The sequence below is a fragment of the Arthrobacter sp. SDTb3-6 genome, from assembly GCF_013376095.1.
Classification (GTDB): Bacteria; Actinomycetota; Actinomycetes; order Actinomycetales; family Micrococcaceae; genus Specibacter.
Genome location: NZ_JAAMFN010000002.1, coordinates 37,372 through 51,992, shown reverse-complemented (window position 1 = coordinate 51,992; position 14,621 = coordinate 37,372). Strand labels below are relative to the sequence as shown.

9 protein-coding genes are annotated in these 14,621 nt (G+C 69.0%); 5 read left to right on the top strand and 4 right to left on the bottom strand.

The window, feature by feature from the left end; genetic code table 11:
- Nucleotides 1–68: 68 nt before the first annotated feature.
- Nucleotides 69–1,439: an FAD-binding oxidoreductase gene (locus G6035_RS01205; protein WP_176615248.1), complete on the bottom strand. Its 1,371-nt coding sequence runs from the start codon at nucleotides 1,437–1,439 to the stop codon at nucleotides 69–71.
- Between the two features lie 81 nt (nucleotides 1,440–1,520).
- Nucleotides 1,521–2,933: an APC family permease gene (locus G6035_RS01200; protein ID WP_176615247.1), complete on the bottom strand. Its 1,413-nt coding sequence runs from the start codon at nucleotides 2,931–2,933 to the stop codon at nucleotides 1,521–1,523.
- Between the two features lie 71 nt (nucleotides 2,934–3,004).
- Here G6035_RS01200 and G6035_RS01195 point away from each other — a divergent pair, with 71 nt between their 5' ends.
- The 3 genes from G6035_RS01195 (at nucleotide 3,005) to G6035_RS01185 (ending at nucleotide 6,498) form a co-directional block, all read left to right on the top strand.
- Nucleotides 3,005–3,457 (top strand): OsmC family protein, encoded by a 453-nt coding sequence (locus G6035_RS01195; RefSeq protein ID WP_176615246.1) that lies wholly within the window; start codon nucleotides 3,005–3,007, stop codon nucleotides 3,455–3,457.
- A gap of 243 nt (nucleotides 3,458–3,700) precedes the next feature.
- Nucleotides 3,701–4,960, top strand: coding sequence for an amidohydrolase (locus G6035_RS01190; RefSeq protein WP_176615245.1), 1,260 nt, complete (start codon nucleotides 3,701–3,703; stop codon nucleotides 4,958–4,960).
- Nucleotides 4,961–4,965: 5 nt separating this feature from the next.
- Nucleotides 4,966–6,498 (top strand): MFS transporter, encoded by a 1,533-nt coding sequence (locus G6035_RS01185; RefSeq protein ID WP_176615244.1) that lies wholly within the window; start codon nucleotides 4,966–4,968, stop codon nucleotides 6,496–6,498.
- Between the two features lie 74 nt (nucleotides 6,499–6,572).
- Here the strand turns inward: G6035_RS01185 and G6035_RS01180 are convergent, their stop codons facing one another.
- On the bottom strand, nucleotides 6,573–8,483 hold the full coding sequence (locus G6035_RS01180) for an FUSC family protein (RefSeq protein WP_176615243.1): 1,911 nt from the start codon (nucleotides 8,481–8,483) through the stop codon (nucleotides 6,573–6,575).
- 380 nt (nucleotides 8,484–8,863) lie between these two features.
- Nucleotides 8,864–10,330: an amino acid permease gene (locus G6035_RS01175; RefSeq protein WP_176615242.1), complete on the bottom strand. Its 1,467-nt coding sequence runs from the start codon at nucleotides 10,328–10,330 to the stop codon at nucleotides 8,864–8,866.
- A gap of 297 nt (nucleotides 10,331–10,627) precedes the next feature.
- On the opposite strand from G6035_RS01175, the gene G6035_RS01170 reads away from it, so the two are divergent.
- The gene (locus G6035_RS01170; RefSeq protein WP_176615241.1) at nucleotides 10,628–12,697 is read left to right on the top strand and encodes a PhoX family phosphatase; all 2,070 of its coding nucleotides are present in this window, start codon (nucleotides 10,628–10,630) and stop codon (nucleotides 12,695–12,697) included.
- Between the two features lie 174 nt (nucleotides 12,698–12,871).
- Nucleotides 12,872–14,566: a hypothetical protein gene (locus G6035_RS01165; protein WP_176615240.1), complete on the top strand. Its 1,695-nt coding sequence runs from the start codon at nucleotides 12,872–12,874 to the stop codon at nucleotides 14,564–14,566.
- The last annotated feature ends 55 nt before the right edge of the window (nucleotides 14,567–14,621 follow it).

Genomic DNA, 14,621 nt, shown 5'->3' with positions numbered 1-14,621 from the left:
GGGGCTGACAAACCTTCAACGGCGTACGACGGCGGACACCCCGCCAGGGTGCCTGGAAGCCCGGACCCCTATATGCCCTTGCCGGGGTTCAGGATGCCCAGCGGGTCAAAGGCGGCCTTGATCTTGTGCTGCAGTTCCAGGGAGAGGCTGCCGACTTCCTCCTCCAGCCAGTCCTGTTTGAGCAGGCCGATGCCGTGTTCGCCGGTCAGGGTGCCGCCGAGCCGCCTGGCCAGGTGGAACATCTCGCCCAGGGCGGCCTTGGCCGGGCCCTCGGTGATGGATTCGTCGGGGCCCACCACCACCATGGGGTGCAGGTTGCCGTCCGCGGCGTGGGCAATCACGAAGATCTTCACTCCGGTCCGCTCCGCGATGCCGGCCAGTCCCGCAACCGCCTCGGCCAGGCGTTTGCGGGGGACTCCGATGTCCCCGATCGAGACCCGGCCCAGCTGCTGCAGGGCGGGGATGGCGTTGCGCCGGGCGGCGACCAGATCGGCGGCCCGGACGTCGTCGTCGGTCTGTTCCACGGACGTCGCGAACGGGGTGACCGCCTCGACCAGCACCTGCTGTTCGAGCAGGGCGCCGTGGCCGTCGACCTGGGCGAGCAAAAAGGCGTTGCCCCGGCTGCTGTGGTCAGTGCCCATCATCGCATCGACGGCGGCGAGGGTGCCGCCGTCGATGAACTCCAGGATGGCCGGCTGGATCCGGGCCGCGATGATGGCGGAGGCGGCCCGGGCGGCGGCCTGGGCGTCCGCGAAGTAAGCCGCCACGGTGGCGGTGTGCAGCGGCTTGGCGAGCAGCCGCAGGGTGGCCTCAACCACCACGCCGAGGGTCCCCTCCGAGCCGATGAGCAGAGCGTTCAGGTCGTAGCCGCTAACCCCCTTGATGGTGTTCCGGCCGGTTTTCAGGATCCGCCCGTCCGCCAGCACCACCTGCAGTGAGAGCACGGACTCGCGGGTCACCCCGTACTTGGCGCACCACATCCCGCCGGCGTTCGTGGCCACGTTGCCGCCGATGGAGCAGATGGCCGTGCTGGCCGGGTCGGGGGCATAGAAAAGCCCGTACCGGGCCGTGGCGGCGTTCACCTCGGCATTGAGCACGCCCGGCTGGACCACGGCCTGCTGCTCTTCCGGGTCAATCGAGAGGATCCGGTTCATCCGGCTGACATCGAGCACAACGCTCCCCGCCGTGGCCGAGGACCCGCCGGCCAGGCCGGTGCCTGCCCCGCGCGGCACAATGGGCACGCGGAAACGGGTGGCCAGCCGCAGTGCCTCGACGACGTCGTCCACCGTTTCCGCGTAGACGACGCCGTCAGGAACGCTGCCGGGCACGTAACCGGACCGGTCCGTGCTGGCACGGGCCCGTGCATCCGGGTCGGTCGAGGCGTTTCGGCACGCGGACAGCAGGGCCTGGGCGCCGCCGCCGCTTGGGAGGGTAGCCATGGAAACCACCTTTGCCCATGCGGGCGCGGACCGCAAGGCTTCCGGCCGGCCGTGCCCGCCCGGGCCGTCCGGCACAGCCTGTCAGGAGGGGACGTCCGCCCCGGGTGGTGCCTGCCCGGACTCCGCCTGCCCGGACGCTGCGCGCCCGGAGGCCGCCCGCCGCCGGTACATGATGGCTGCCACCACCAGCCCCAGCACAAACCAGCCCAGCCCCACCTCCAGGGCCAGGGGGGTGGCGGAGGCCAGGACCAGGACCAGCAGGACCGCCCCGACGGCGGGGACGGCGCCGTGGAGGAACCAGTTCCCGGGGGCCAGTTTCTTGACGAGGAAGTAGCCGATCACCGACACATGGAGCAGGATGAACGCCGTCAGGGCCCCGACGTTCACTGCCGAGCTGAGGATGTCCAGGCCGTCGCCGCGGGTGGCCGCCCACAGGGCCACCACAATGTTCCCGGCGGCGGTGACCAGGATGCTGCGCACGGGCACCCCTGTGCGCACGGATACTTTCGCCAGCGCGCGCGGAACACGGCGTTCGCGGGCCATGTCCATGATGATGCGGCTGCCGGCCCCCTGGCCCACCATGGCGGCGAAGGCGGCGCCGGCGGCCTTGGACAGGGCCAGCAGCCAATGCAGCCAGGGGCCGATGCTGTTCCCGACGGCGGTGTAGTAGGCGGCACCCTCGAGCCCCGGATGGGCGGCCAGCTGCGCAGGCGTGGTGGGGGAGAGCAGCGCGCCGACGTAGCTTTGTGCGACGAACAGGACGCCGGCGATGACCAGGCACAGCATGGTGGCCCTGCCCACCAGCCGGACACTGCCCTTGGCCTCCTCGGCGAAGGTGGCCAGCGCATCGAAGCCCAGGAAGGAAAGGACGGCAACGGACACGGCAGCCATCACGGCGGTGACCGAGAAGCCGCCCACGCCGGTGAATGGGCTCAGCCAGGGGCGCGTGGGCCCGTGCACCGACAGGACCCAGGTGCCGCAGGCCAGCACCACCAGAAGCACCGCCACTTCCAGGAGCACGACGGCGGTGATCACCGTGGATGCGACAGTCACCCCGGCCAGGTTGAGGGCCGTGGTGGCGACAACCGCCACGGCCACAAACGCCCAGATGGGCACGGCCGGAAACAGTGAGTTCAGGGCGATCCCGGTAAACATGTAGGCCACGGAGGGGATGAGCAGGTAGTCGAGCAGGATCATCCAGCCGGAGACGTATCCGGCCCGCGGGCCGATGCCCGTCCCCGCGTAGGCAAAGACCGAACCGGCCCGCGGCACTTCCCGCGACATGCGCATGTAGCTGGCGGCCGTGAAGGCCATGACGAGGGTGGCGACCACATAGACGGTGGCCACCGCTCCCGAGGACTTCGCATCCAGGGTGCCGAAGATCCCCACCGCAGCGGCGGGCCCGATGAAAACGAGCCCGAAAAAGATGAGCTGCCCCAGCGAGATGCTGCGCCGCAACGATCCGCCGGTCGGGGCGGAAGCCTTAACGTCCATGGAAAACATTCTGCCGCATGCCCGGCCCGTTGCCGGTACGGCCGCCCCGCCGCTGGTGGCATGATGGGCACATGAGTGAAAAAGACGACCCCACCCTCCGATCCGTCGAGCTGGTCCGCACCGACACCGCGCGCTATGTGGCGCGCAACGCCGCGGGCGCGGAAATTGAGTTTGGGCACGGCGAAGGGCTGCTCAGCCCCGTCGAACTGCTGCTGGCCGCCATCGCGGGCTGCTCGTCGATCGACGTCGACACGGTGACGGCACGCAGCGCCGAGCCCACGGCGTTCCGGGTCGGGGCGAGCGGCCACAAGGTGGTCGAGGACGGTGCCAACCGTGTCGACGGGCTGCACCTGTCCTTCAATGTGGCCTTTCCCGACACCGAGGAAGGGCGAAAGGCCGCAGGCATGGTGGACCGGCTCGTTGAGCTCTCGCATGACAAATACTGCACGGTGTCACGGACGGTGGAACACGGCACGGCCGTCTCGCACGAGGTCAACGTCACGGTCGGGGAAGCGGAGGGCTGAGCGCCGCCCGTCGCCGGCGCGGCGGCCGCGACACCCTTCGCAGGCGGTTCCCTGTGCCACCGGAACCGCCAATTCGGCCGGGCCGCGCCGGTCCCGCCCCACGCTGGACACGGTCCACGGCACGCAATAACGTAGCAATCGGGGACAGGTTCCGCCGTTTTGAGCTCGCAACATGGGCTGAACGCCCACGAAACGTCGTCGCCGGAGTGCCGCAAGGTGCCGGCCAAGCAGTGAGGTGGAAGCATGCCGGACGTCAATGAAGCACTCGCAGCGCTGGAGAAGGAACTCCCCTGGCTCCGGGACATGTACAAGGATTTCCACCGCCAGCCCGAACTGAGCCTGCAGGAATTTGCCACGGCCAAGGTCATTGAGGAAAAGCTCACCGGCTGGGGGTACGCGGTCCAGCGCATCGGGGGCACCGGCGTCGTCGGCGTCATGGAGAACGGACCGGGCACGTCCGTGCTGGCCCGCGCCGACATCGACGCCCTGCCCGTCACGGAGGCCACCGGCCTGGACTACGCCTCCACGGCCACTGCCACCGACAGCGACGGCACCTCCGTGGGCGTCATGCACGCCTGCGGCCACGACATGCACATCACCGCCCTCCTGGGCGCCGCCAAGCTGCTCGCGGACCGGCGCGACGCCTGGTCCGGGACGTACATTGCACTGTTCCAGCCGGCCGAGGAAGTCGCCGCCGGCGCCCGTGCCATGATCGACGACGGACTGGTCGCCAAGGTGCCCCGGCCCGACGTCGCGCTGGCCCAGCACGTGATGGCGACCGAGGCCGGGACCATCGGCACCACGGCCGGGCCCATCCTTTCCGCCGGGGACTCGGTCAAGATCACCGTCCACGGCCGCGGCGCGCACGGCTCCATGCCGCACAACTCCGTGGACCCCGTGGTGCTCGCCGCCTCGATCGTGCTGAAGCTGCAGACCATCGTTTCGCGCGAGACCATGCCCGGCCAGTTTGCCGTGGTCACGGTGGGCGCCTCCAACGCCGGGACCAAGTCCAACATCATCGCCGACCGCGCCGTGCTGCTGCTGAACATCCGCACCTACGACACCGCGCTGCGCGGCCGCATCATCGCCTCGATCGAGCGGATTGTGCGCGGCGAATGCGCTGCGTCCGGTTCGCCGAAGGAACCCGAGTTTGAGTACTACGACCAGTACCCGCTGACCACCAACGACGCCGGCGCGAACGCCAAGGTCACGGACGCCTTCAACGCCAGTTTCAAGGAAGGCACGGTCTACCACACGGCCCCGGCGACGGCGTCGGAGGACTTCAGCCGGCTGCCGGACGCCTTCGGGGTGCCCTATGTGTACTGGACTGTGGGGTCCGTGCCCTCGGACACCTACCGTGCGGCCGTGGCAAAAGGGACGGTGGCGCAGGACATCCCGGCAAACCACTCACCGTACTTTGCCCCCGCCATCGACCCCACGATCGGGGCGGCCACCAAGGCCCAGGTCGTGGCGGCGCTTGCCTTCCTCGCCAAGGGGGAGTGAATGCCATGACCGCTGCATCGCCGTCGGCCGCCGTCCACACGGACTGGAAACCCACCGACAAGTGGCTGTTGGGCATTGTCCTGGCCGTCATCAACTTCTGGCTGTTCGCCCAGACGCTGCTTAACGTCATCCCGGGGATCCAGGGCGGGCTGGGCATTGAGCGGACTGTGGGCAACCTGGCCGTGTCCATCACGTCCTTGTTCTCCGGCATCTTCATCGTCGTCGCCGGTGGGCTGGCCGACCGCATCGGCCGGGTGAAGATCATGAATGCCGGCATCGTGCTGAGCATCATCGGCTCGCTCATGATCGCCCTCACACCCGCCAATGCCGGGGTACTCACCTCCGGCCTGCTGCTGGGCGGCCGCATTGTCCAGGGCCTGTCCGCCGCGTGCATCATGCCCTCCACCATGGCGCTGGTCAAGAGTTACTACCAGGGCAAGGACCTGCAGCGGGCGCTGTCCTTCTGGTCCATCGGGTCCTGGGGCGGATCCGGCTTCTGCTCGCTCTTCGGCGGGCTCATGGCGTCGTCCTTCCTCGGCTGGCGCGCCATCTTCTGGATCTCGATTGTGCTCTCCATCGTGGCCCTGCTGCTGGTCCGCGGCACGCCGGAGTCCCGGGCCGCCGTGCAGCCGGGGGCGCCGGCCCGGCGTTTCGACTGGGGTGGGCTGGTGTGCTTCGTCATCATGCTGGTGGCCATCAACATCTACATCTCCCAGGGCCCCAACATCGGCTGGCTCAGCTGGGTCGGGATCACTCTGGTGGCCGTCTTCGTGGTGTTCGCCCTGGCATTCCTGCAGATCGAGATGAGCCGGTCCACGGCGTTTGTGGACCTGAAACTGTTCAAGAACGGCACCTTCACCGGCGCCACCTTGTCCAACTTCCTGCTCAACGGCGCGGCCGGCACGCTCATCGTTTCCCTGGGCCTGGTCCAGGTGGCGGCCGGCATGTCCTCGCTGCAGTCCGGGCTGCTGACCCTGGGCTACCTGATCGCCATCCTGGCCACCATCCGGGTCGGGGAGAAGCTGTTGCAGCGCTTTGGCCCCAAGAAGCCCATGCTGTGGGGCAGCATCATCACCGGCGTGGGGATCCTGATGTGCTCCATGACATTCCTGCTGATCGGGCAGTACATTGTGCTGACCGTCATCGGGTTCACCCTGTTCGGGATCGGGCTGGGGTTTTATGCCACGCCGTCCACGGACGCCGCGCTTTCCAATGTCCCGGACGCGCAGGTGGGGGCGGCGTCCGGCATCTACAAGATGGCCTCCTCGCTGGGCAGTGCCATCGGCGTGGCCATCTCCGCGGCCCTGTACGTGGCCGCCCAGGCCGTGGACCCCAAGCTGATCGAGTCCTGGGGGCTGTTCATTGGACGCCAGGACAACGTGGCACTGCGCTTCGGCGGCGCGGTGGGCCTGCTGTTCAACGTGTTCATGGTGGTGGTGGCCATTGCCTCCATCATTGTCGCCGTCCCGTCCAAGCGGCCCGGGCATGAGGAGCAGGCCCGTCCCGGCGAGGTGGCCCCGGCGGCCTTCGGCAACTGACAGGCGGAACCTCGACGGCGGCCCGGCGGGCCCGGCCGCCGGTCCGGCTGGGCGCTCTGGCCGTGCCTGTCCTGTCAGCCCGCGGCTTGGCCGGATGCCGCGGCACCTTCAGCGGGGGACAGCGGCAGGGACTCGGCCAGGGCGGTTGTTTCCTTACGCAGGAACCGCGGCAGCTCGCGCAGCGGGCCGGGTGCCTTGCCGGTGTGGATGGCCGTTGCCAGCGTGGTGAACGCCCCGCGGATGGTTTCGGCGCCGCCGGTGCCCGGCCCGAGCTCGGCGGAAAGTTCGGCGGCAAGCTCCCCGGCGGCGCCGCCGTCGTGCTGTTCGAGCATCCAGCAGGCTGCCAGGAGGGAATAGGCCAGGCCCTGCGCGGCGGACACGGCGGCCCAGCAGCGTTCGGCCGCACGGCGCTGGACCGCGGATCCGCCCACGGCCGTGGCATAGCTCTCGTCCATGGCAAAGACTGCGGCCTGCAGCTTGCGGCGGGCATGGTGTGCGGGCCGGCTCGCGGCCTGGTCGGCGGCCAGGAAGTCGACCACCGGTCCGGCGGCAGCCAATATGGCGGCCATGGCCGCCGGGATCCGGGTCAGCGTGGCGCGCGGGGTCAGGGCGACGAACACCAGCAAGGCGATGACGCAGCCGATGGTCGTGTCCACGCCGCGGGCCAGCAGCAGCCCCGGAATGTCAGCGACCTGCCGCCCGCCGGAGGCGATGGTGATGGCGGCGGTGGTGATGAACACGGCTGCCAGCGCGTAATTGCGCATCACGGTTGACTCGATGGTGAACTGTACGGCCATGACCACCAGGGCCAGCCAGGGGCCCTGGGGGCGCACCAGCAGCACCAGGCCGGCCAGCAGGAGCCCGGCCCAGGTGCCCAGGAGCCGTTCGGCGCCGCGCTGGAGGGTGCGCGTCCAGTCCATGCCGGCGTGCAGGATCAACACGGAGGCGGCCACGGCCCAGTAGGCGCGTTCAAGGTCCAGCAGTCCGGCCGCGACACCCGCCACCAGCGCGGCCACGCCCACGCGCAGGACCACCAGCTGCGAAACGGATCCGCGCCGCAGGCCGTCGCGCAGGGCCTCCCAGGGGCCGGGGGCGCCCAGGGGGATCGAACCGCCGTGCCAGTGTGCGGTGGGGGCCTTGGCGGCGGCGAAGCCCAGGCGCACCGCCTGGTCGGCCACCTCCGGCCCTGGCGCTTCCCCGCCCGCAGTGTCCCGCACGGTCTTGGCGAACAGCCGGTGGAGCTGCTGGTTGATCCGTTGCAGCCGGTTCAGGGTGGCCCCCTGCCACATGTGTGTTGGCTGGTAGGTCACCAGCGCAGCCCAGGCCGCGCTCAACGCCAGGGCGGCACGGTGCCGGGCGCCGCGCTGGCGTGGCGTGCCCGCAGCCCGCGCGTAGGCGGCGACGGCCCGGCCGGCGGCGGCAACGGCGCGTTTTTCAGGTCCGCGCGGCAGGAACAGCGCCGGCACCATGTGCACCACCCAGGCGAAGGCGCCCCCGGAGAGGACCAACAGGCCGGCCTGCCACGGGGCCATCCCGGCGGCGGGCAGCGCGGTCCCGGCAGCGCATGTCAGGGTGAACATGTAGGCCCCGGGGCCGCCCACACGCAGGGCGCTGCAGATGTAGGTGGACACCATGGCGATCACCACCACGGTCGGGATCACGAGCCACGGAATGGTTTCCACCGTCAGGCCCAATGCCACGGCAGCCGCGAAGGACAGTGCCACCAGCGCCAGGTACCGGGCTCGGTTCAAGTAGGGCCGGCCGCTGCCGTAGAGGGAGGTGAATGCCCCGAGGCTGGCCATCAGGCCGAAGGCCGTCAGCCCGGTCAGCCAGCCGGCCACCAGGGGCGCCCCGGCGCAGATCGCCGCCCGCACCGCCACCGACCAGCGGCTCGGGGCCTCCTTGATGCTGAACAGCGCGCGCAGGCCGTGCGGGGGAGGGGGAGGCGCCGGGTTCGCGTCGGCCACGCCGGAGGGCTGGTTCATGAATCCCATCATGCCACCGGGGCCTCCCCGTTCCGTCCCAGCGCTGGAGACATTGGCCCGGCGGGTGCATGATGGAGGTAGGCGGGCATCAGCGGGACAATCCAGGGAACCGTCCGCCAGCCGGCTGGATGGCCGGCGTGGACTAAGGATTTGATGGGTCATGGACACATTGACACTCGGATACATAGGCCTTGGCATGATTGTCGTCACGGTAATCATGAGCATCATCGCCATTTACGGGGGGCACCACAAGCACGTCCACTGACCGTGGCGGCGTTGCCCGGCTGCCTGCAACACCTGGTGCCCGTGGCGCCCGACCCGTCCTGCTGCCCTGACCAGGCAGGCAGGCAGGCTGTCCTGGCTTTGGCGCGTTCCGCCGGTTACTTGGCCGCAGCCTCCCCACTCGGGACGGCGTCAAGTTCGGCGTGCCGCGGGCTGCCCGGGTTCATCAGCGAGTGCTTGCGGCTGTAGGTGAAGTAGATGACCAGGCCCACCGCCAGCCACACCACAAAGCGCAGCTTGGTTTCCCAGGACAGCTGCCAGATCAGGAACAGCGAGAACAACACGCCCACCGCCGGGACCACGGGCATGAACGGCAGCCGGAAGGTGCGGGGCGCGTCCGGCTTGGTGTAGCGGAACACGATCACCGAAATGCAAACCACCACAAATGCGGCCAGGATGCCGATGTTGGTCAGGTCGGCCACCAGGCGGATGGGGAAGATGCCGGCCAGGAAGGCCGAACCCAGCCCGGCAATCCACGTCACGCGCTTGGGCGTGCCGCGGTTGTCCACCTTGGAGAACCACTTGGGCAGCAGGCCGTCGCGGCTCATGGAGAACCAGACGCGGCTGACCCCGAGCAGGAACGTCAGCATCACGGTCAGGATGGACAGCACGGCAAACACGGAGATGATGCTGGCAATCACGGGCAGCCCCACGCCGGTGAAGGCGGAGGCAAACCCGGCCGTGGGGTCGATGTCCTTGTAGTTCTGCATGCCGGTCAGCACCAGGGTGGCGGCAACGTAGAGCAGCATGGCAATCACCAGGGACAGGATGATGGCCTTGGGCATGTGCTTTTTGCCGTCCACGGCCTCCTCTGCAGCCGTGCTCATGGCGTCGTAGCCGAACACGGCGAAGAACACCGTGGCCGCGCCGGTGACCACGGGCCCGAAGCCGCTGGGCATGAACGGGTTGTAGTTGTGGGCGTTGACGTAGAACATGCCCAGGCCGACGATGAACAGGATCAGCACAATCTTGATGGCCACGGCCGCCAGCTCGAAGCGCCCCAGTGCCTTCGTGCCACGGCTGAGGATCCAGGTGACCAGCAGGCAGACCAGGATGGCCGGCAGGTTGATCATGCCGCCGTCCTCCGCAGTGGCGGAAATGAGATGCGGCAGGTGCATGCCGAAGCCGCCGAGGAAGGCATTGATGTAGCCGGAGATGCCAATGGCGACGACGGCAACGATGGCAATGTACTCCAGCAGCAGGTCCCAGCCGATGAACCAGCCGGTCAACTCCCCGAGTGCCACGTAACCGTAGGTGTAGGCAGACCCGGCCCGCGGGATCATGCCGGCGAATTCCGCGTAGGACAGGGCTGCGGCGGCGGAGGCCAGGCCGGCAATGAGGAAGGAGATCAGCACGGCCGGCCCCACGCCGGGGTTGTTCGGGTCGCCGTGGGCCACCAGCCCTGCGAGTGAGAAGATGCCGACGCCGATGATGCCGCCGACGCCGATCGCCGTCAGCTGCCACAGCCCCAGGGACTTGAGCAATCCACTCTTGGCACTTTCGGATTCCATCTGGGCAATGGGTTTGCGCCGCCATACTGACTGCGGGTTTGCGGGTGTGGCCATGCGTGGGTCTCCTTAGTGGACGGCGGCATCGGGCTGGTGGAATGTGGCCCCGGCCATGCCGTCACGTGATGTAAACAACTGCCACCCCATTTTGCCGTCCGTGATCGATTATGAAAAGTGACTTCTCTTAAGCAGTATTCGTAAGCTGTGCTAATCCATTGTTCCAGCCCGGCGCCGGGCGTTCCCCATGCAGGCTTCGCGGCCCGTTAATGTTCCGTTCAGCGTGGGGGCACCGGCACTTACCTTCGCCTTGGCACCGTTGCAGGCACCGCACCCGCATCCGGAAGAAGGCACGCCATGAATGACCTGAAGAAGCTCCTGCCCATGCTCGGCCACACCCGTGGCAAGCGCAGCGCCGTCACCTGCAACCTGAAATGCGACAACGCCTGCGCCAAGGCCGTCTGCAACACCTCCGCCAACAGCTACTTCCGCGACATCGCCTCGGCCGAGTTCTCCCGACGTTCCGCGCTGGGACTGGGCCTGGCGGGGGCACTGAGTGCCGCCGTCGTGCTCCAGGGCCCACCCGCAGCGCGGGGCCGGCAGGGCACGTACGACGCCGGCACCCACCAGGGCGGCAAGCTCGCCTTTGCGCCGATCAAGCCGGTCGACGCGGCCGTGGACGCCTTCAACGTCCCGGACGGCTACAGCTGGGCGCCGGTCATCCGCTGGGGCGACCCGCTGTTTTCCGGCGCGCCGGACTTTGACTTCGCCGGGCAGGTGCCGGAGTCACAGGCCGGCCAGTTCGGCTACAACAACGACTACACCGAGATCCTGCGCCGGCCCAACGGCAAAAAGGGCCTGCTGGTCTGCAACCACGAATACGTGAACCCGCAGATCATGTTCCCGGCCGCCCCCGCCTCCGCGGCGGAGGAAGCGCAGCGCCGCGCGATCTTCCGCAACGCCGTGGGCATGAGTGTGGTGGAACTCGAACGCGCCCACAGGGGCCAACCCTGGACGTACGTCCGCGGCGGCCGGCCCAACCGCCGCATCACCGCCGAAACCACCTTTGAACTGACCGGCCCGCTCGCCGGCTCCGGCCTCGTCAAGACCGCGGCCGACCCCGCCGGCCGGTTTGTGCGCGGCACGCTCGGCAACTGCTCCGGCGGCACCACCCCGTGGGGCACCATCCTTTCCGGCGAGGAGAACTTCAACGGCTTCTTCCGTGCCGGCGGCACCTCCGCGCAGGACCGCCGCTATGGCCTGGCCGACAAGGCCACGGCCATGGGCTGGGAGCTGGACGACCCCCGCTTTGACGCCCGCGGTGAAGACTTCCGCAACGAGCCCAACCGCTTCGGCTACATCGTGGAAATCGATCCGGAAGACCCCAACTCGGTCCCCAAAAAGCACACCAGCCTGGGCCGCTTCAAGCACGAGGGTGCCAACGTCATCGTCGCCGGGAACGGCAAGGTGGTGGCGTACTCGGGCGACGACGAACGCTTCGACTACCTGTACAAGTTCGTCTCGAAGAACAAGTACAAGAAGAACAACAAGGCCCACAACATGACCCTGCTGGCCGAGGGCGACCTCTACGTGGCACAGTTCGCCGGCAATTCAGCCGGTGAAATCGACGGCTCCGGCACGGTCCCCGCCGACAGCGCCTTCGACGGCTCCGGCACGTGGCTGCCGCTGGTGGTCAACGGCAGGAGCGCCGTCGCGGGCATGGGGGTCGAGGAGGTCCTCGCGTACACCCGCCTGGCCGCCGACCTTGCCGGCGCCACCAAGATGGACCGCTGCGAGGACGTCCAGCCGAACCTGCGCACCGGAAAGGTGTACGTCGCCTGCACCAACAACAGCAAGCGCGGGCTTCCCGGCCAGGCCGCGGCGGACGAGGCCAACCCGCGCACCGGAAACCGTGACGGCCACATCGTCGAAATCACCGAGAACCGCGGCGACACCACCGCCACCACGTTCAACTGGACGCTGCTGATGCTCTGCGGCGACCCGGCCACCAACACCGGGACCTATTTCAGCGGCTTCCCGGCCGCCCGGGTCAGCCCCATCTCCTGCCCGGACAACCTGGCCTTCGACACCCAGGGGAACCTGTGGATCTCCACCGACGGGGCGCCGTCGGCCATCGGCTACAACGACGGCCTGTTCAAGGTGGGCCTGGAGGGCCGGAACCGCGGCAACGTGCAGCAATTTGCCTCCATGCCGCGCAACGCCGAAACCTGCGGGCCCGTCATCCACGACGACGAATCCATGGCCTTCGTGGCCGTCCAGCACCCGGGCGAGGAGGGGACGTACACGGCGCAGGCCTCCCTCTTCCCCGACTACGTCCCGGCCGGTGCGACGCCGGCCCCGGGCCAGGTGCGCGCCCCGCGCCCGTCGGTGGTCCAGATCTTCCCCATGGGTGCCGCGGGCAGCTGACACAGCCGCCAAAGTGCCGTTGGCTGACGCGTTGGGGGCGGCCGCCAACGGCTTCTTTTTTGGCTGATTTTCACAGACAGGTTGACGCGGGCGGTTGCCGGTACGGTAAGTTACTCGTCAGTAGCTTTAAGTGTTATGCACATCACACAACCGTCCATCCGTGAGGAACCGCCCATGTCTTCAAGCACTCCCGGCGCCCTGGTGCCAAAATCCGTCAAGCACCACTACTTCGCCCACGTTGTCCTGATCCTCGTGGTGCTGGCGCTCATCGTCTTCTTTGCGCTGGTCACCACGAAGATCGCCAACGGGGCCTCGCAGCTGCAGGACGGCACCAAGCTCACCTCCGCCGGGGCCGCCAAGCTGTCCGCGGGGGCAACCGAGCTTCACGACGGCGTCAAGGACAAGCTGGCGCCCGGCATGAAGGCCGCCAACGCGGGTGCGCAGGCGCTGGCCCAGGGCGCGGCCAAGACCTCCACGGACGTGCACGGCAAACTTGCCCCGGGCGTCTTCGCCGTGTCGGACGGCGCCAACCAGGTGGCGAATGGCGGGGCAGCCCTGAATGCGGGCGCCGCCCAGCTCGCAGGCGGCATTGAGTCGCAGCTGGCCCCCGGCGCCACGGCCCTGGACAACGGCGCGTCCGCGCTGGCCGACGGTGCCGGCCAGGTCAACGCCGGAGCCCACCAATTGGATGCAGGCCTGGCCACGGCGGCGGCCGGAGCGGCGAAGCTCGGTGCCGGCGCAACGGCAGCCAATGCCGGCGCGCACCAGGTTGCTGCCGGCGCACAGGGCCTGGCGGCAGGGGCCGCACAGCTTTCGGCGGCGCTCACGCCGTCGTCCTCGGGGACGGATCCGCAGAACCTGGCGGACGGGGCCAACCAGCTGGCCGCAGGGACCACGAAGGTGGCCGACGGCGCCGGCAAGGTCAACGACGGCACCCACCAGCTGCTGGCCTACGCCAAGGCCAACCCGCTGGTTCCCGTCGGCCTGATGCTGGCCCAGCTCCAGCAGCTCGCGGATGGCAGCCAGCAGTTGTCGGACGGGACCCGGCAGCTGAACGCCGGAGGGCATGCCCTCGCCGCCGGCTTTGGCGTGCTGGACCAGAAGCTGAACAGCACGGACCCCGCCAACCCCGGCGTGGTCCTCGGCACGCAGCAACTGGCGGCCGGATCCGGGCAGCTGGCCGCCGGCACCCAGCAGATTGCCGACGGCCTGAACGGCAACCCGAACGATCCTTCCAGGCCAAGCCTGGTGGGCGGCACCCGGCAGCTTGCCGCCGGTGCCACGAAGCTGGCCGCCGGCACGCAGCAGCTCGCCGACGGCTCCACCGCACTCCACGACGGAACGCAAAAACTGGCCGCAGGCATTTTCGGGGCCGCGGGCGATCCGGCCAATCCCGGCCTGCTGAACGGCGCCAAGGCCCTGGCTGCCGGCACCGCGGCACTGTCCACCGGATCGCAAAAGCTCTCCGACGGCACCTCAAAGCTGGTGACGGGCATGAACGGCGTCCCCGGCGACCCCGAACACCCCGGCCTGCTTTATGCCACGAAACACCTGCAGGACGGCTCTGCGAAGCTCTCCGACGGCACCGGGCAGCTTGAGCAGGGCGTGGCCGGAACGCCCGGCCAGCCCGGCTCCGGACTGCTTGCCGGCAGCAAGGCGCTGTCCGACGGCGCGGCCCAGCTGGCCAGCGGCAACGGCAAGGTGGCCAACGGAACCGCGGACCTCTACTCGGGGGTCTCCGCCGTCACGCCGGCCGGGGCCGTCTCGTCTCCCGCGACGGCGCCCGCCCTGGCCCTTCTGGGGGCCCTGGTGGTCGGGTTCTTCGTGGTGCTGCTGCTCCTGCGCCGCAGCGGGCGGCGCCGGGCCTAGGCCAGGCGCCGGCCGCTTTGTACCAATACGACCAAAAGATTGATGTGCCCGGCAG